Annotated in this window: 14 protein-coding genes; 12 read left to right on the plus strand and 2 right to left on the minus strand. The window is 45.7% G+C overall.

Going from position 1 to position 19,097, the window contains the following annotated elements; all coding sequences use genetic code 11:
• Positions 1-9 precede the first annotated feature (9 nt).
• On the plus strand, positions 10-1,089 hold the full coding sequence (locus tag H1A11_RS03530; RefSeq protein WP_117600966.1) for a CehA/McbA family metallohydrolase: 1,080 nt from the start codon (positions 10-12) through the stop codon (positions 1,087-1,089).
• 769 nt (positions 1,090-1,858) lie between these two features.
• Here H1A11_RS03530 and H1A11_RS03535 read toward each other — a convergent pair.
• Entirely contained in the window at positions 1,859-2,098 is a 240-nt protein-coding gene (locus H1A11_RS03535; RefSeq protein WP_119961984.1) for a hypothetical protein, read from the minus strand.
• A 509-nt stretch (positions 2,099-2,607) separates the two neighbouring features.
• Here H1A11_RS03535 and H1A11_RS03540 point away from each other — a divergent pair.
• The 11 genes from H1A11_RS03540 to mfd all read left to right on the plus strand — a co-directional run bounded on the left by H1A11_RS03540 (position 2,608) and on the right by mfd (position 18,414).
• Positions 2,608-3,816, plus strand: coding sequence for a glycoside hydrolase family 27 protein (locus H1A11_RS03540; RefSeq protein WP_181757726.1), 1,209 nt, complete (start codon positions 2,608-2,610; stop codon positions 3,814-3,816).
• 9 nt (positions 3,817-3,825) lie between these two features.
• Complete coding sequence (locus H1A11_RS03545) at positions 3,826-4,998, plus strand: FN3 domain-containing metallophosphoesterase family protein (RefSeq protein WP_117600964.1); 1,173 nt, start codon at positions 3,826-3,828, stop codon at positions 4,996-4,998.
• Between the two features lie 54 nt (positions 4,999-5,052).
• Complete coding sequence (locus H1A11_RS03550; RefSeq protein WP_131225997.1) at positions 5,053-7,215, plus strand: glycoside hydrolase family 97 protein; 2,163 nt, start codon at positions 5,053-5,055, stop codon at positions 7,213-7,215.
• 49 nt (positions 7,216-7,264) lie between these two features.
• Positions 7,265-8,194 carry a hypothetical protein gene (locus H1A11_RS03555; protein WP_181757727.1) on the plus strand — a complete coding sequence of 310 codons (930 nt, stop codon included), beginning with the start codon at positions 7,265-7,267 and terminating at the stop codon, positions 8,192-8,194.
• 29 nt (positions 8,195-8,223) lie between these two features.
• Complete coding sequence (locus H1A11_RS03560) at positions 8,224-8,733, plus strand: hypothetical protein (protein WP_181757728.1); 510 nt, start codon at positions 8,224-8,226, stop codon at positions 8,731-8,733.
• Between the two features lie 8 nt (positions 8,734-8,741).
• The gene (locus H1A11_RS03565) at positions 8,742-9,194 is read left to right on the plus strand and encodes a hypothetical protein (RefSeq protein WP_181757729.1); all 453 of its coding nucleotides are present in this window, start codon (positions 8,742-8,744) and stop codon (positions 9,192-9,194) included.
• A gap of 220 nt (positions 9,195-9,414) precedes the next feature.
• Positions 9,415-9,867, plus strand: a complete 453-nt coding sequence (locus H1A11_RS03570; RefSeq protein ID WP_131226000.1) for a hypothetical protein — start codon at positions 9,415-9,417, stop codon at positions 9,865-9,867.
• A gap of 302 nt (positions 9,868-10,169) precedes the next feature.
• A complete protein-coding gene (locus H1A11_RS03575; RefSeq protein ID WP_181757730.1) occupies positions 10,170-10,622 on the plus strand; it encodes a hypothetical protein in 453 nt (150 codons plus the stop codon).
• 30 nt (positions 10,623-10,652) lie between these two features.
• A complete protein-coding gene (locus H1A11_RS03580) occupies positions 10,653-12,266 on the plus strand; it encodes an O-antigen ligase family protein (protein WP_131226002.1) in 1,614 nt (537 codons plus the stop codon).
• Between the two features lie 2 nt (positions 12,267-12,268).
• Positions 12,269-14,272: a hypothetical protein gene (locus H1A11_RS03585; protein WP_181757731.1), complete on the plus strand. Its 2,004-nt coding sequence runs from the start codon at positions 12,269-12,271 to the stop codon at positions 14,270-14,272.
• A 752-nt stretch (positions 14,273-15,024) separates the two neighbouring features.
• Positions 15,025-18,414, plus strand: a complete 3,390-nt coding sequence (gene mfd / locus H1A11_RS03590) for a transcription-repair coupling factor (RefSeq protein ID WP_117600980.1) — start codon at positions 15,025-15,027, stop codon at positions 18,412-18,414.
• Positions 18,415-18,432: 18 nt separating this feature from the next.
• Here mfd and H1A11_RS03595 read toward each other — a convergent pair whose 3' ends face one another.
• Complete coding sequence (locus H1A11_RS03595) at positions 18,433-19,077, minus strand: hypothetical protein (protein WP_119961977.1); 645 nt, start codon at positions 19,075-19,077, stop codon at positions 18,433-18,435.
• Positions 19,078-19,097: the final 20 nt, after the last annotated feature.

Raw genomic sequence — 19,097 nt, forward strand, 5'->3', positions numbered from 1 at the left:
TGGAGAAGAATGAAGAAATTATATTTATCCATCGCTTTTTTGCTGACTTTTACTTTCCAGGTCCCTGCGCAACTGCAGGGACTGGATGTGGTGAAAGTTCCGGAGGCACAGCAGCCATATTCCGGAGAGTACATATATATACCTGATGTGGACGGCTATAAGGCTCTGAAATGTGATTTTCATGTACATACTATTTTTTCCGACGGGGATTTGAAACCGGAAAACCGCGTATGGGAAGGGGCGATTCGTGGGTTGGATGTCATAGCTATCACGGATCATATTGAATATCGTCCGAACAGTTACATCAAAGCCGACCACAACGAATCTTATAGAAGGGCCAAGACTATTGAGGCAAGTTCTAAGGTTATAGTTATTCAAGGAGCGGAAATCACCCGCTCCAAACCGATAGGGCACATCAATGCCCTTTTCTTGAGCGATGCCAATGCGCTGGATGTGGATGACCCTTTGACTGCAATAGACAATGCTCTGGCCCAAGGAGCCTTTATCATGTGGAATCATCCGGGCTGGCCCAATGACACAAGCACTATCTATAAGGTACATGAAGAGCTTATCAGGCAGAAGAAAATTCATGGGATTGAACTGGTAAATGGCTTCGAGTACTACCCAAAGGCTTTTAATTACTGTAAGGATTACGGTTTGACATATATGGGAAACACTGATATACATGGCGTCTATAGGCAGACGTATCGTACGGATATACAAAGCGGTCCTATGACAGTTGTTTTTGCCAAGGAGCGTTCGGAGGAAGGGGTAAAGGAGGCATTGTTTGCCGGACGTTCTGTTGTGAAGTTTGGAGATATTCTGATTGGTTCTGAGAAGAATCTGACGGCCTTGGTAAAGGCCTGTCTGACATATGAGGTGAAGAATACGCATGATAACCAGGCGCTGGTGAAAGTCATGAATAAATCTACACTGAACTTTGAAATCCTGTTGGATAATAAGTCAGTTACCATATTAGGCAATGCAACCACTGAATTTAAGGTCCGCTTGAATGACAAGGCGAAGTTCACTAACACTTATATTACGGATAACAGCCAGCTGGTGATTGATGTGTCGTCTTTACGGTAGGGCTTGTCATAAACCTTTAATTAATTCGTATACTATGAAGAAAATTTTGATTATACTTTTAGCTTTTCTATCTCCTCCTTTTTTTATGGTGATAATGGGGGGATGGATTCATTGAGGCAAGAAAAGGTTTATGTTCATATGGACAAGCCTTTTTATCTGGTGGGTGATACCATTTGGATGAAGGGGTATCTGGTTGATGCGCGGACGCATAGGAACAGGATGTCCGGAGCCGTTTTCTGTATGTGGAATTGATCAGTGACAGAAATAAAGTGCTGCTCCGTAAGAAGATAATGGAGGAGAAGAGTATATTCCGTAATTTTTTTCTTGGAGGAAGATATTCCAGAAGGGGCGGTATAGGCTTCGTGCTTACACCAATCTTATGCGCAATGCAGATGAATCCTTTTTTATACGCGACAGTTTGCTGTCTATAAGGATACGGAATCCTTGCTTATGTTGAAGGTGAGGTATGAGAAGGAGAAGGAAAATAGGTACCTCATGCTACTTTGTTACGTCGTGATGGAGAACCATACTCCAAGAAAAGCGTAGAGTATATGGTCTGTACCAAGGATTCTAATAATAAAGTCTGTGTCGGAAGAACAAATTTGGCAGGTGATATACTGGCCACTTTTCAAAGCGAGCATGAGGGCATTGGCTACTTTTTATTATCTGCAACAGATGGCAATTCACTATACGGTTGCGTCTGACAGTTCAGACCAGGAAAAGCGCTTTAAATTGCTGCTAGCTGTATCCGATCGGGTTGCCTTGTCTGTCACTTAGGATGATTCTTTGATATACTATAGGATGTGTGTCCCTTTCTGTCTGCATGCTGGAAGAGAAGTTGGTATTGTTGCCCCACGTATGTGGGCAGGTCGTACATCGTAGTCATATCTCTACGATGGAACTGAGGTCTCATTTCCAAGAGGGAAATGCCGGAGGTGATTGTACACTTCACTGCATTCAATGCGGTGAAGAAGCTTTGACGGAACGCCTTGTCTTTGTCCGTCAGCATGCCTCTCTTTTTCAGATGTCAGTGTTGGGCTCTCCGACAAAGAGCAGGGCTTTTCTGCATCCGGCGTTGTCTGGGAATTCCTTATGGCAACCTGAATGGGCATAAGTTATTAGTGGCCATCGCTAAAGATAGATAGGGCAATTTCTGCATAACCCACGATTTCCCTGATATGAGGGGATTCATAATTACCCCTTTCTGGAAAAAGGCACAACACTATAAGATCCGGCTGAAGGAGGACACTTATCCATCAGTCCCCCGGCTTTTATGGAGGTCTATGGTCAGGGCTAAGGCTGCCGATATTTGTACGAAGTGAACAATAAGACTGTCAACGGGATGAAGGTGTATCAGCTTCCTGAGGTGACGATACAAGGAGAGTACACTGGTCCTGATTACTTTTATCAGTCCTTTTAAGGGCGATCACTGTTTGGGGGCATGAGTGTCTACCGATAAGTCTTGGTATAATTATGAATATATGAATAATAAATGTATAATAATAAAAAACGAGTATTATGAAAGGACGGATTTTGTGTTTTGTGATTGTAGTGTGTAGTTTTCTTGTTGCTCATGCTGATGGAGCTGACTCATTGGCGCTGACCCCTCCCATGGGATGGAACAGCTGGAACTGTTTCAGTTGTGATGTGAACGAACGGCAGATACGCGAGATGGCCGACCTGATTGTGGCAAACGGGATGCGGGATGCGGGTTATACTTATGTGAATGTGGATGATTGCTGGCAGGTGGGACGTGATGCGGATGGGAATATTGTGGTTGATTCGGTGCGTTTCCCTTCCGGTATAAAAGCTTTGGCAGACTATATACATTCCAAGGGATTGAAGTTCGGCATTTATTCCTGCGCTGGTTCACTGACTTGTGCCGGGCGTCCGGGGAGCCGTGGATATCAGTTCCAGGATGCTCGCACTTATGCGGAATGGGGTGTGGATTTTTTGAAGTATGACTGGTGCTTTGATGAGGGGCAGAGTCCTCAGGGAGCTTACCGTACCATGCATGATGCCTTGAAGGCTAGCGGTCGTCCGGTGGTGTTCTCTATCTGTGAGTGGGGGAGCAGCAAGCCGTGGACATGGGCCAAAGGTATCGGCCACTTGTGGAGGACTACGGGGGATATTATCAATGCCTTTAAAGGTACAGTACATTGGGGCGGATGCAGTGTTGTGGATATCATCGATAAGAATGCGGATTTGTGGCCTTATGCTGGTCCTGGGCATTGGAATGACCCGGACATGCTGCAAGTCGGCAACGGAGTGCTGACTGCTGAGGAGAACCGTTCACATTTTACCATGTGGTGTATGCTGGCCGCACCGCTGTTGGCGGGAAATGACCTGAGGACTATGGACAGGGAGACGCTGTCCATTCTGACGAATAAGGATGTGATTGCTATAAATCAGGACAAGCTGGGCATACAGGGTCGTCGTTACATGAAAATAGAACAGCATGAGATATGGGTTAAGCAGTTGTCTGACGGGGAAGCCGCTGTATGCTTCTTCAATCGTGACGAACAGCCGTGGACATTCGAGTATCAGTTTGGGAAAGACAAATCCCATCTCCACTTTGCGGATATCCGGTTTTGGGAATTGGAGTATGATGTTTATGATATTTGGGACGGGAATAGGCATCTTGGCACCTCCAACGACAATCTGAGTTTCAAAGTCCCTGCGCACGGTGTTGTCTTGGTAAGACTTTCCCCTAAAAACAAAAAATAATAATTTGTCATGGTAAAACTACTTTTCAGTGTAATGTGTATACTCATGTCTGTTTCCGGCTTTGCCCAGGAGCAGATCAAGATCAAGCACGGCCCTTATCTCCAGAACCTAAAGGAAACGGAAGTGACAATAGTCTGGCTTTCGGATAAGCCTTCTATAGGTTGGGTGGAGATTGCTCCGGATGATGGTACGAGTTATTACCGTACTGAGCGTATCAAGTTTTTTGATACGGTCAATGGCGTGAAGAATGTTTCGGAATTGCATGCGGTACGTGCCACGGGCCTTGCTCCCGGTACTAGCTACCGTTACCGTGTCTATGCCAGGGAGGTGCTTTCCCGCAGGGGGGAGGAGGTCATATATGGCAATGCTACGGCTCCGAGTATCTATGACCGCCGAGGATTGAAATTTACCACCAATGACAGTAGCAAGTCCGTGGCCTCTTTTGTCATGCTGAATGATATTCATGGCAATACGGACTATATACCTAAATTGCTGGCCGCTGCGGACTTCAAGAAAACAGACATGGTCATCTATAACGGTGACATGCTCAATAACCTACTGGATGAGGAGGAGTTGTTTAAAGGCTTCATGGACATCTCCATAGATATGTTCGCTACCTGCAAACCGTTGTATTATGCCCGTGGAAACCATGAGACACGTGGCTCATTTGCCACTTCCTTTCATCGTTTTTTCTCTCCGAAGGAACCCCATCTGTATTTTTTGATACGGCAGGGACCTGCTTGCTTCATTTTCTTGGATACCGGTGAGGACAAGCCTGACTCTGATATTGAATATCATGGTATCACCGACTATGACAATTACCGTACACAACAGGCGGAGTGGCTTGCAGAAGCCGTTAAATCCAGAGAATTCCAGGATGCGTCTTTCAGGATAGTGATCGCCCATATGCCTCCTTTGCCTGAAACTGACATCTGGCACGGGCAGGCCGAGGTCTTGGACAAGTTCGTTCCGATACTGAACGAGGCTGGAGCTGACGTGATGCTGTGTGGGCATTTGCATGAATATTTTAATAACAAGCCCACGGACAAAGTGCATTTTCCGGTAATAGACAATTCCTCCAATACAGTTTTAAAAGGTGTCATAAAGAGGGATAGGCTGGATATTGAGATAAGGGATATGAGTGGCGGGATAGTGGATACAATTTCTATAATGGCCCGATAGTTTTGTTATTTGTTGTTTTGGAACTTGGAATAATAATATTTGATTTGAAATAATATGAGAAACATGCATGATGTAACTGTGAAATGGATTTTTTTTCTGCTTTTGGTTATGGCGGGAAAAGCTGCAATGGCTGAAGGCATTACCTCACCGGATGGAAACCTCCGGCTTGATTTTGTGGTGAACTCTTCCGGTGAGCCTGTGTATCGATTGTCTTATAAGAACAAAGCCGTGGTGAATCCATCGAAGCTGGGGTTGGAATTGCAGGACGATCCGGGCCTGATGGATGGTTTTACACTTGTGGAGGCCAAGACCTCAACATTTGATGAAACCTGGAAACCCGTGTGGGGCGAAGTGGCACAAATACGGAATCATTACAACGAGCTGGCTGTGAGGTTGGAACAGAAGGAACAGGACCGTCATATCGTCATCCGTTTCCGCCTTTATGATGACGGTTTGGGATTCCGTTATGAGTTCCCTTTGCAAAGAGGTCTGCACTGTTTTACGGTCAAAGAGGAGCATACCCAGTTTGCTATGACAGGGGACCATACCGCTTTCTGGATTCCCGGTGACTATGACACTCAGGAGTACGACTATACTGAGTCCCGTTTGTCCGAAATCCGCGGCTTGATGGATAAGGCGGTGACGGTGAATGCCTCCCAGTTTGTTTTCTCGCCTACGGGTGTGCAGACCTCCTTGCAGATGAGGACGGACGATGGTCTGTACATCAATCTGCATGAAGCGGCTTTGGTGGACTATTCCTGTATGCATCTCAACCTGGATGACAAAAAACTCGTTTTTGAATCGTGGTTGACGCCGGATGTTTTGGGAAATAAGGCCTATATGCAGGCTCCCTGCAAAACCCCGTGGCGTACTGTCATGGTGAGCGATGATGCCCGTGATATTTTGGCCTCCAAGCTTACCCTGAATCTGAACGATCCTTGTGCATATGAAGACGTCTCATGGATTAAGCCGGTGAAGTATGTAGGCGTGTGGTGGGAGATGATTACCGGCCAGAAGTCATGGAGCTATACGGATGAACTGATTGCCATGCGTTTTGGAGAAAACGACTATACTAAAATCAAACCGAACGGCCGGCATGGCGCCACTAATGAAAGAGTGAGACGCTATATAGACTTTGCCGCCGAACATGGTTTCGACCAAGTATTGGTGGAAGGCTGGAACGAAGGATGGGAAAGTTGGGGAGGGAGCTCTCGTGACTTCGTGTTCGACTTTGTGACGGCCTATCCCGACTTTGACGTGAAGATGCTGAATGCTTATGCACACAGCAGAGGGGTCAGGCTGATGATGCATCATGAGTCTTCGGCTTCGGTACGCAATTATGAACGCCATCTGGACAAGGCCTATCAGTTCATGGCGGATAATGGCTATAACTCTGTAAAGAGTGGCTATGTAGGCGATATAATCCCCCGTGGAGAACATCACTGCGGACAATGGATGAACAACCACTACCTCTATGCCATACAAAAAGCTGCCGAATATAAGATTTGTGTGAATGCGCACGAAGCAGTACGTCCTACCGGTTTGTGCCGCACCTATCCCAACCTGATTGGCAATGAATCGGCCCGTGGTACGGAATTTGAGCCTTACGACGGCAATAAGCCCTTCCATACCACCGTGCTTCCTTTCACCCGTCTGATTGGTGGTCCGATGGATTATACCCCGGGCATCTTTGACATTTACCTGAATTTTATGAATCATGACAATCACGGGCAGATTCATTCCACGCTGGCAAAGCAACTGGCATTATACGTCACCCTCTACAGTCCGTTGCAGATGGCTGCCGATTTGCCGGAGAATTATGAATCTCATTTGGACGCTTTCCAGTTCATCAAGGACGTGGCGGTAGACTGGGATGAGAGCAAGTATCTCGAAGCGGAGCCGGGAGACTATATCACCGTGGCCCGTAAAGCCAAGGGTACGGAGAACTGGTTTGTGGGAGGCATTACCGATGAGCACGCACGTACTTCAGCTTTTGTTCTTGACTTTCTGGAACCGGGCAGGCAATACGTAGCTACGCTTTATGCCGATGCCGAAGATGCTGATTTTGAAAAGAATGCTACAGCTTACCGGATTAGGAAAGGTATTGTGACGAACAAGAGCAAGATGAATGTGAAGCTGGCGCGCAGCGGTGGATTTGCCCTGAGCTTGACAGAGGCCACACCGGAAAATATGAAAGGAGTAAAGAAATGGAAATAGGTTGACCGTTAGATGCCATTTTTATTAATTAATTGAAACAATAATGCCTATGAAAACACTGAAACAGAAGATGCTCTCTGTACTCTTTGTGGGGTTGGCGATAGCATCGTGTACTCATGATTTCTCGGAGGGATTCCGTCCTCCAGAGATGAAGCTGACGGTATCGGAAGCCCGTACGGCATTTGAACGTGAAGCGGACGCTTTGGACATCGTTCCGTTTGGTGCGGGTGCTGTCACGCGTTCTTTGGATGATGACATTGTCATTACGCCTCTTTGGAATGAGGCTGTCAGTTTTTCCGATGCAGAGGGCGCTTATGTTGTTGTCCCTTTCAATCTGCCTTTAGGCAAGATTTTTGCAAGAAAGCAATTTGATGAGGAAATTCCCGAAGATGAGAAGTTTGCCAATACGGATATTCGCTTGTTTATAGAAAAGAAACATGAAAATGAGTATCTTTACAGCATAATCCATTTAACCGGTAATTATTCTTATGTCATGGAGGAAAGTAATGACATGGCCTCGTTGCGATTGGATGATCTGGCATCTTTCTCCGGCTCTATCCGTCATTACAGTCTGCAAGGTGAAATGATGTGGGGGGATATTTATCATCATGGGCGGATTGTGGGAAAAATTTCTGCTATACCTGAGCCAAGCAGAGAAGAGCTGGATTCTCTGAGAGACAACCGCGGCTCGGTCCGTCCTCGTGGTTATGTGACCCGCTGTGACCCTCATTTGGTGGAATATGAGATTTGTTATCATACGGGTTATCCTACGGCTGAAGGTATTGTAGAGACTCATGTAGAATGTCATTTTGAGTATCGTTGGGAGGAGTATTGTTATCAGATATGGGTTGAAGACGGTACGGACAATTATCGTTGTCCTAATTGTGGTGATCCTAATTGCAACGGTAGTTGCCGGCCTACCCCTCCAGATCCAGATGGAGGGGTAGGCCGGTCTTATCTCAAAAGGCTCAGGCTATAAAGAAAAAGCTTGATGTCACATTTGCAGGTTTGATAGATAATATCAAGAAAGTGGTGAGAATGAAAGAGGGCAAGACCGGTGACGGCAATCTGGCTGAGGGCGTTTCAGACAAGGCAACCATTTCTGAAATATTATATAAGAATGTACCTTTGACTCTGACTTTCAACAGTTCGCTTACGGAATTGCAACTAATGATCGTGATGGCGCATGAATATACACATCTCGAATTGCTTGAGAAATCCAGAACCGCTGGCAGCAGCAATGAATTTGCACTTAAAGAGCCTGAATTGTTGTCAGCAATCAACAATTCGTCCGAGCCAACGGATTGGGGGAAGATAAATGACGGGCACCATGAATATATGGGCAGCCATGTGGACAAGATGGAAGAACGTTTACGAAGTGCTTTCCCCGGTCAGAGTGAGGACTTCTATAAGTATGGAAAATGGGGAGGAGGGGCTACGAGTTCTGATGCGTTTCTGAAATTGACGAAATCGGAGAGAGATAAAATTATCGAATATTTGACAAATAATAATTTATAATAATGCTTATGAAAAAGTTTATCTTGTTATATTTATTTACACTGTGTACTGTACTGTGTGCGTATTCTCAATCTGCTGTCTATGTGATTTTTACTCCTATAGAATCAGATACCAAATGTGTAGAGCATTCCGTTTTTAATATTCATAATTTGGGCGGAGGTGTAGTTCATATTTTCACTATATTTGAACTTGCGAAAAATACTCGTAAAAAATTGTATTTTTATAGATTTGAGTATGATAATCGGAAGGACAACGTTGATAATCCATTCCAAGTTAAGTCCAAAGACTTTTTAAACTCTGTCAATCTTGTAGATTGGGATTTGGTAGAAGGTAAGACCAATGTCGAGTCTAAATTTAAATATATAATGTCTCATGATAAAATATATTTTATAGACCGGAATGAGTCTACGAATGATTCTGTGAAAATATATCCTGTAAAACGATGGGTTCCTAAGTATTAATGTTGTAGAAGCCGGTTGATAGCTTATAATTTATTTATCTAACGGTCGCTTATTCATAATATGGCTTTTAGCCGGCTTTTATCTTTAGTATATTGTATTTCTGCCATATAAGGTACTTTGTAAATATGCTGAGGGCATAAACGAACTCTCATTGATAAAGTCAATGTCTGTTGGTTTGTAACCACCAAGTAGACATGTTGTTAGCTAAAAAATAACGCTTATGAAGAAACTTATCCTATTACATCTATTTACACTATGTACTGTGCTGTGTACGTATTCCCAATCTGCTGTCTATGTGATTTTCACTTCTACGAACTCGGATGATAAAGGTGTTAATAATCTTATTTTTGATGTTCAGGATTGGGATAGGGATGCAGGGCATCTATTTAGTATATTTGAACGTGCTAAAGATACTCGTAAACAATTGTATTTTTATGATTTTATATATAAAAACCATAAGGACAACGTTGACAATCCATTTCAGGTTAAGTCCAAAGACTTTTTAAACTCTGTCAATCTTGTAGATTGGGATTTGGTAGAAGGTAAGACCAATGCCGAGTCTAAATATAAATATATAATGTCTCATGATAAAATATATTTTATAGACCGGAATGAGTCAACGAATGATTCTGTGAAAATATATCCTGTAAAACGGCGTGTTCCTAAGTATTAATGTAACAGAAGCTGGTTAATGGCTTATAATTTATCTAACGGTTGATTATTCATATCAATAATTCATCTGAGGTGATGGATTGGGGAAGATAAATGACGGGCACCATGAATATATAGGCAGTCATGTGGACAAGATGGAAGAACGTTTACAAAGTGCTTTCCCCGGTCAGAGTGAGGACTTTTATAAGTATGGAAAATGGGGGGAGGAGCTACGAGTTCTGATGCATTTGAAAATTTGACACAATCAGAGAAAGAAAAAATTAATGAGTATTTAATAAAGAACAATTTGTAACAATAGCGATTATGAAAAAAATAATTTTCTTGCATTTATTTGTACTGTGTAATATATTATATGTATATTCTCAATCAAGTGCTTATGTGATTTTCACTTCTACAAAATTAGATATTAAAGGTGTGAGTAAACAAGTTTTTGAGATTAGAGATTGGGATAGAGATGCTGTTCACATATTTAGTATATTTGAACGTGCTAAAGATACTCGTAAACAATTGTATTTTTATGATTTTATATATGAAAATTTGAAGGACAACGTTGACAATCCATTTCAGGTTAAGTCCAAAGACTTTTTAAACTCTGCCAATCTTGTAGATTGGGATTTGGTAGAAGGTAAGACCAATGCCGAGTCTAAATATAAATATATAATGTCTCATGATAAAATATATTTTATAGACCGGAATGAGTCTATGAATGATTCTGTGAAAATATATCCTGTAAAACGGCGTGTCCCTAAGTTCTAATGATAAATAAAATCTGTATATTCCAACGCAATGAAAAAGCTCTATCTTAGTAAAGAACTTTTATTGGGTGGGGCAATAATTGCAGCACCGTTGTGCAGCTTGGTGATGACGGGCGTATTCCAAAATGATATGCCATTGTTCCCACTCTTGATTATTTGCCTGCTGACGCTTTTCTTCCGACTGCTATTGTTTTTGAAGACTGGCAGAAAGATAAAAGAAGTCCGTCTGACAGCTTGTGACATAGCCGTTGCTCTGTTTATAAGCTATATCTTCCTGCGATGGCTACTGCAAAGGGAAGATGTTGCGGAGCTTTCAATATTCAGATGGTTTCTGTTTGCAGTGGTTTATATTTTGGCGCGAACGGTGAATCATAAAGAAACGCTTTTTTCAGCGTTGATATTATCTGCATCATTACAAGCGGTTGTGGCCCTTTTGCAAAAAGTGGGTTGTTTGTCGAGTCTCCATCCTCTGTTTGATGTGACGGGCACTTTCAACAATCCGGGACCGCTGGGCGGGTATCTTGCTGTGGGATTGGTTGTTGCCGTTTTATTGTATGCTTCCTCTTTTCGGCATTGGAGTACGAGAACTGTCTTGAAAGTAGCTTCGATAGGTGTTATGGGAACTGCATTTTATTGGGCTGATTCACGCGCCGGTTTGCTGGCAGTTGCGGCAGGATTGCTGATGGCTTATGGGGGGAAGATGAAATTTTTCGGATGGCGTGGACGTGCGTGGTGTGTGTGTCTGTCGGTGGCGGCTGTTGCATTTGTTTGTATCCTGTTGTTTGCCTATCGCCCGTTGTCGGCCAATGCCAGGTTGCTGATATGGCGGGTCTCATCGGATATGGTGATGGACAAGCCCTTATTGGGACACGGTGTAGGGGCGTTTGAAAAGAAATACATGTTCTATCAGGCGGATTATTTCAGAAATCATCCTCAATCCGATTTTCTGAATGTAGCCGACAACGTGACTTATCCCTATAATGAACTGTTGCATATTGCAGTGGAAACCGGAATGTGCGGGCTTGTTTTGTTCCTGCTGGTGGCGGTGTCACCGTTTGTCTTTTCTGATGAAAGGACATTGAAGGCCGTATTGGCTGCTTGGCTGATATTCGCCATGTTTTCATATCCGGTCAATGTGGTGCCACTTATGATGAACTTTGCATTGTTCACAGGATTGTGTCGTGGCAAAACTGTGTCTGTTCTGGGTGTAAACAGAATTTTTTGTGGAATTGCTGTTGTTCCTCTTATGGGGTTATTGGCGGTGTGTGGCCATGTAATGTTGTTTTTCTGTGAAAGTTCAACATTGTTGATTGACGTGCTTGGCAGGAAGGTTAGGAATGTGGAGCAGGTGGATTTGTTACAAAAGCTGCCGCTTTCTTGCGAAACATATTGTATGCGCGGTGATATATATCTGGAACGGAAAAGCTATGGGCAGGCCGAGGAGTCTTATAAAGTTGCTGCAGAAATGATTCCTACACGTATACGCCCCAACTATAAACTGTGGAATCTGTATCTGTTGCAACAAGATACTGTGAATGCCCGAAAGATGGCTTTGCATATTCTGGCGCAACGGGTAAAAGTGGAGAATACATTTTCCATTAAGGTGAGGGGGAGGATGAAACAGTTTCTTGATGAAATAGATTAAAAATGATGGCGGGATTTATATTGCGGAAATATTTTAGGAATGGAGGCTTCAACGTGATTTCAGGGCTTGTTGCGGTCTTGCTTGCCTGTTCCTCCTGCTTTTCTGATTTGAAATTGGAACGGGCTCTTGTGGCTGCTGAAGAGAACAGGTCCGAGCTGGAAAAGGTGTTGAAGCACTACTCTTTGGACAGTCCTGACCGCCAGAAATATAAGGCGGCGGTTTATTTGATAAGGAATATGATGGACTGCTATTCCTTGGATTATGTGTATGGGGATGAGTACGTGCGTGTGATAGATTCTCTGAGCAATATAAACGGGACTCCCGTGCAGGAGGATTTTATGCGGGATGTTGACAGTATAAGCCGGTGCTTGAACAGAAAGATACTTCAAAGCGGTTCGGTGATAAAATGTGATTTGAGACATCTTACTGCCGGGCAGTTGATAAGACACATTGACATGAGCTTCGAGTCGCTGCGTTATCCTTGGACGAAGGAACTGGATTTTTCGGATTTTTGCGAATATGTACTGCCGCATAGGATAGGGCATGAAAGACTGGAAGAGTGGATGACAGACTATAGGAACAGCATGAAGGTCGCTCTTGACTCGTTTGCAAGGACCGCTATGGCCGATTCCTGCATTTGCAGTTATTATCTCCGCAAATATGCGGAAAGGGATTTCTTTTATACGACGATTGTACCGGAGCTTTCTCCATCGTCACTGCTTTATTCTACGATTGGCTTGGGAAACTGCAAGGAGTTACAGGCGTTGACTGTCTATTCGTTAAGAAGCCTTGGCATTCCTGTTGCCATTGATTTCACTCCCCAATGGGGAAAAAGGAGTTTGGGCCACAGCTGGTGTACACTGATCGGCAAAGGTTATCAGCTTCCGTTTCTTTTTTACGACAAAGTACCTTTGGGTGAACACCTTGCGGATATGCGGAAGCGTGACGGGCTGGCAAAGGTATACAGAAGGATGTATAGCGAACAAGAGGGCACATTGGCAAGCCTTTTGCCGCAGGAGGAGATTCCCCCACTGTTTGAGGACAAGCATTTGAAAGATGTCTCCGAGCTCTATTTCACTCCGGTGGCGGCAACGGTAAACTTGTCGTTCTCGCCTCCTGAAAAGAAGGAGTATGCTTATTTGTCTGTGTTCAATAATAAGGGATGGATTCCCATAGACTGGGGCCGTATCAAGAATGGAAAAGTTGAATTCAAGAAGGTCGCAAAGGGTAATGCTTACCTGGCCACTTATTACCATCGGGGCAAGACGTACCCGGCATCGAATCCCTTTATTGTGGAGGAGAACGGTGATACAAGGTTATTGGCCCCTGATGTCAACTCCTTTACTTCTGTTTTTTTAAGGCGGAAATATCCCGACAAGAAGCATGTCTATGAATTGTCAAGGAGTCGGACGGTAGGAGGCCGTTTTCAGATAATGGCTGATGTCTCCGAGCGATTTACCGATGTATGTACGATAGATGAATTCCCGGAAACACTGGCTCCGGTTTCGATTGTATTTGATACTCCTGTGGAGGCAACGGCACTCAGATACCTGTCTGCTCCTGACTCGAATGTCTTTCTGGCAGAGCTGGAATTGTATGACGAGCAGGATAACTTGGTTGAGGGGGAGATAATCGGTACGGATGGTAGTTGGTATGGCAATGGCCGTGACAAATATAAAGTGTTTGACCATGATATGTTGACCTACTTTGATGCGCCTGTATCCTCTGGTGGTTGGGTAGGACTGTCATTCGGTCGCGTCCGGAAAATAAAGGGGATAGTATATGCTCCTTACAATGATGATAATGGGATAAACAAGGGGGAGCTGTATGAATTGTTCTATTTTGATGCGGGCTGGGTTTCGCTGGGAGAGAAGTATGGTGACAGTTCGTATACAATGAACTATGACAGGGTGCCTCGGAATGCCTTGCTTCTGTTGAGGAACAAGACGAAAGGACAGGAGGTGCGTATATTTACACAGGAGGATGGAAAGCATGAATGGTGGTGAATCTGATATGAATCATGAAATGAATGATACGGTTTCCTTATTGTTGATGGTGACGATGTTCCAGTCTGTAGCCAGCCTGCTAATAGGGATATTCGGCTATAGCAGAAACTTTGCCGTTTTCGGTGTTGCTTTCCTTATGGTCGGATTTGTAATGCGGTGGGCCGCTCAATTTTTAATGATAAGTTTTCATTGGTGTTTTATTAAAATTGAGCCACTAATGTAGCTCCTTCTAACTCCTGACTATAAGGAATGCAGGTTAAATCAAAGAACCGTATGCTTGACTTTGAACTTTAGCCTCAATCTTTAGCTATTCCCGTTTCAATCATTAACAGAAAACATTCAAACTATTAAAGAAAAACTTTCGAAGTATAAAGGATAAAGTGGGTAGATATAGGGAGAAAAAGTGCTCTTCAGTCTTGGTCTGTCTATCCCAAGCCTTGGGATAGACAGACCAACCCCTGGGATACATGTCCGCAGGCTGGGGATAAACTTTGTGTAACATAACTCCTGAATAGGGATTGTGCAGGCTGTGTTATTCATAATTGGAGGAAAAGAAGTTTCATTGCCTTCCCCGATAAATAGGGCGATACAGAAAAAAGGTGAAGGATGTGCAGGCTGACAGCAGAAAGATTATTTCAGAGAACATAGTTGCCGACAGGTCAAAGCTAAAGATTATTTGTGTATTTTTGCACCGAATTTATTTCGGTAGGATACCTTATGAGAGGCAATACCGGGGGAAAAAGCGCAAAGCAATGAATATAACTGAACTGCAACAATCTTATGCTTCCCATCCCAATGTAGAGGGGGTGTGCAGGCTTCTGAAAGATAACTCTGTCCGTCACCTATATTGCGGAGGTTTATATGCCTCTGCCGCTTCTTTGTTTTCGTCTGTATTGGTTCAGCGGGCTACTTGTCCGCTCGTTTTCATTCTGGGCGATATGGAGGAAGCCGGTTATTTCTATCATGATTTGACGCAGATATTGGGGACAGAGCAGGTATTGTTTTTTCCTTCTTCATTTCGCCGCGCCATCAAGTACGGGCAGAAGGATGCGGCAAACGAAATACTCCGTACAGAAGTGCTGAGTCGCCTGCAAAAAGGAGAAGAGGGGCTTTGCGTGGTGACCTATCCGGATGCGCTGGCCGAAAAGGTGGTCTCTCGTAAGGAACTGGGGGAGAATACACTGAAACTGCATGCAGGCGAGAGGGGGGATATGGACTTTGTGACGGACGTATTGCGCAGCTACGGTTTCGAATATGTGGATTACGTTTACGAGCCGGGGCAGTATGCCGTTCGTGGCAGTATTATCGACGTCTTTTCCTTCTCTTCCGAATATCCCTTCCGTATAGACTTCTTCGGCGATGAGGTGGAAAGCATCCGTACCTTCGAGGTGGAAACACAGCTCTCGAAGGAGAGGAAAGAAAGCATCGTGATAGTTCCCGACTTGAGCCATAGCCTGGAAAAAAGGGGAAGCGGCGGCATGGTGTCGTTCCTCGATTTCCTTCCGTCGGACAGCTTGCTTGCCATGCGCGATTTCCTCTGGCTACGCGAACGCATCCAGACCGTGCACGACGAATCGCTCACCCCACAGGCCATCGCTGCCCGTGAGTCGGAGGAGAATGGAGCCATCACGCTGGAAGGCAAGCTGATTGATGGTGGCGAGTTCACCCTGCGCGCCCTCGATTTCCGCCGGATGGAGTTTGGCAACAAGCCCACCGGAACACCGGATGCCACCGTCTCGTTCCATACTACGGTACAGCCTATCTTCCATAAAAACTTCGACATGGTGGCGGAGAGTTTCCGTGAATACCTCTCCCGTCACTACACCATCTACATATGCAGCGACAGCCTGAAACAGACCGACCGCATCCGTGCCATCTTTGAGGACCGTGGAGACAACATATCCTTTACCGCCGTAGAACGGACACTGCACGAAGGCTTTGCCGACGACACTTTACGTATCTGTATCTTTACCGATCATCAGCTGTTCGACCGCTTTCACAAGTATAACTTGAAGAGCGACAAGGCACGCAGCGGCAAGGTGGCCTTGAGCCTGAAGGAGCTGAACCAATTCACCCCCGGCGACTATGTGGTGCATACCGACCACGGTGTGGGGCGTTTTGCCGGACTGGTACGTATCCCCAACGGTGACACCACGCAGGAGGTGATGAAGATTGTCTATCAGAACGAAGATGTGGTGTTTGTCTCCATCCACTCTCTGCACAAGGTTTCCAAGTACAAGGGAAAGGAGGGTGAAGCGCCCCGCCTCAACAAGCTCGGCACCGGAGCCTGGGAGAAGCTGAAAGACCGCACCAAGACGAAGATAAAGGATATTGCCCGCGACTTGATAAAACTCTACTCGCAACGCCGCGAGGAGAAGGGGTTCCAATACAGTCCCGACAGCTTCCTGCAACGGGAGTTGGAAGCCTCCTTCATCTATGAGGATACCCCCGACCAAAGTAAGGCTACTTCCGACGTGAAGGCCGACATGGAGAGTGCCCGTCCGATGGACCGCCTGGTGTGCGGTGACGTGGGCTTCGGCAAGACGGAGGTGGCTGTTCGTGCCGCTTTCAAGGCTGTGGCGGACAATAAGCAAGTGGCTGTACTGGTGCCCACTACCGTACTTGCCTATCAGCATTTCCAGACCTTCAAGGAGCGATTGAAAGGCTTGCCTTGCCGGGTGGAGTATCTGAGTCGTGCCCGCACCGCTGCTCAGGCAAAGGCTGTAGTGAAAGGGCTTGCCGAAGGGGAAGTGAATATTCTTATCGGTACCCACCGTATCCTGGGAAAAGACGTTAAGTTCAAAGACCTTGGTTTGTTGATTATTGATGAGGAGCAGAAGTTCGGCGTCTCCGTCAAGGAGAAACTTCGCCAATTGAAGGTGAATGTGGATACGCTGACCATGACGGCTACACCCATTCCCCGTACCTTGCAGTTTTCGCTGATGGGTGCGCGCGACTTGAGCGTCATCCAGACACCGCCGCCTAACCGCTATCCCATCCAGACGGAAGTGCACACCTTCAACGAGGAAATCATTGCCGACGCCGTCAATTTCGAGATGAGCCGTAACGGGCAGGTATTCTTCGTGAATAACCGTATTTCCAATCTGTTTGAGTTGAAGACCATGATAGAGCGGCACATTCCCGATTGCCGTGTCTGTATCGGACACGGACAGATGGAGCCTGCCGAACTGGAGAAGATAATCTTTGATTTCGTCAATTACGATTACGATGTGCTGCTTGCCACTACCATCATCGAAAGTGGCATCGACATACCCAATGCCAATACCATTATCATCAACCAGGCGCAGAACTTCGGCCTCAGTGATTTGCACCAGATGCGCGGACGTGTGGGGCGGAGCAATAAAAAAGCTTTCTGTTACCTGCTGGCACCACCTTTGTCCTCCCTTACTCCCGAAGCAAAGCGGCGTCTGCAAGCCATCGAAAACTTCTCCGACCTGGGCAGTGGCATCCACATTGCCATGCAAGACCTTGACATCCGTGGTGCAGGCAATATGCTCGGTGCCGAACAGAGCGGTTTCATTGCTGACTTGGGCTACGAGACTTATCAAAAGATTCTCTCCGAAGCTGTGCATGAACTGAAGACCGACGAGTTTGCCGACCTTTATGCCGAAGAACTGAAAGCAGACGGAGGCGTCATCAGTGGAGAACAGTTTGTCGACGAATGCCAGGTGGAAAGCGACCTTGAACTTCTGTTGCCTGCCGATTACGTGACTGGCAGCAGCGAGCGTATGTTGCTCTATCGCGAGTTGGACGGATTGACACTCGACAAGGATGTGGATGCTTTCCGTTCCCGCCTCGAAGACCGCTTCGGCCCGATTCCTCCCGAAACGGAAGAACTGCTGCGCATCGTTCCCTTGCGACGCCTGGCTGCCCGCCTCGGCGTGGAGAAAGTCTTTCTGAAAGGTGGGCGCATGTCCCTGTTCTTCGTCTCCAATCCGGACAGCCCGTACTATCAGAGCCAGGCTTTCGGTAAGGTCATTGCCTACATGATGAAATATACCCGTCGTTGCGACCTGCGCGAGCAGAACAACAAACGGAGTATGCTGGTGAAGGATGTCAGGACGGTGGAAGAAGCTGTCTGTGTGTTGCAGGAGGTAGTGGCAATGCAGGTGGAGGAGTAACTGTTGCCACTCCTGCCACTAACGTCCGAACTGCAAGGAGAATCCCAAATTGAAGAAAGTGATGTTGTTTTTGAACCAGCTATGATCTACTCCGTCATCATAGCCGTCCGTGTTGTAAAGTCGTGCATCGGGGTTGGCAAACCAGTCTGCTGTTAGGAAATCACAGCGAATCATACCCGAGAGTTTACAGCTGATGCGGAACTCATAGCCTGCAGCGAAAGTTATTCCACAATATCCTTTATGGAAAAGGTGTCCGTTCCGTTCACCGCGTTTATATGTCCGTTCTTGATAGTTCATATACCCGATGCCGAATGATAGGAACAGTCCTTGATTACCGTTGCTCCACAAGGGACGGTATGTGATGTTGGGGCGTATGCAGTGCAGATGTGCCTTATCCGGCAGGCGGGCCATGCGCAGATAGTCATATTGAAGTCCCACGGCAAATAGGGGCGTGATGTAGTAGCGGCCTTCTGTCATGAGGTCATATCCCACCCGGTTGCCGTTCTTGCTGAAGAAGTCGTTGCGGTTTCCTTCTACATGGGGCAAGGAAACACCGCCACCAAGGATGATGCTGTAATTTTGCGGTAGGCATTCGCTTTGTGCCAGCATCCCTGTCACTCCGATGGAGAGTAGGGATAGGCAGAGGAGGAGGAATCGTTTCATGCAGTTGCTGTGAGTTTCTT

The organism is Bacteroides sp. CACC 737 (assembly GCF_013874375.1).
Taxonomy (GTDB): Bacteria; Bacteroidota; Bacteroidia; order Bacteroidales; family Bacteroidaceae; genus Bacteroides; species Bacteroides uniformis.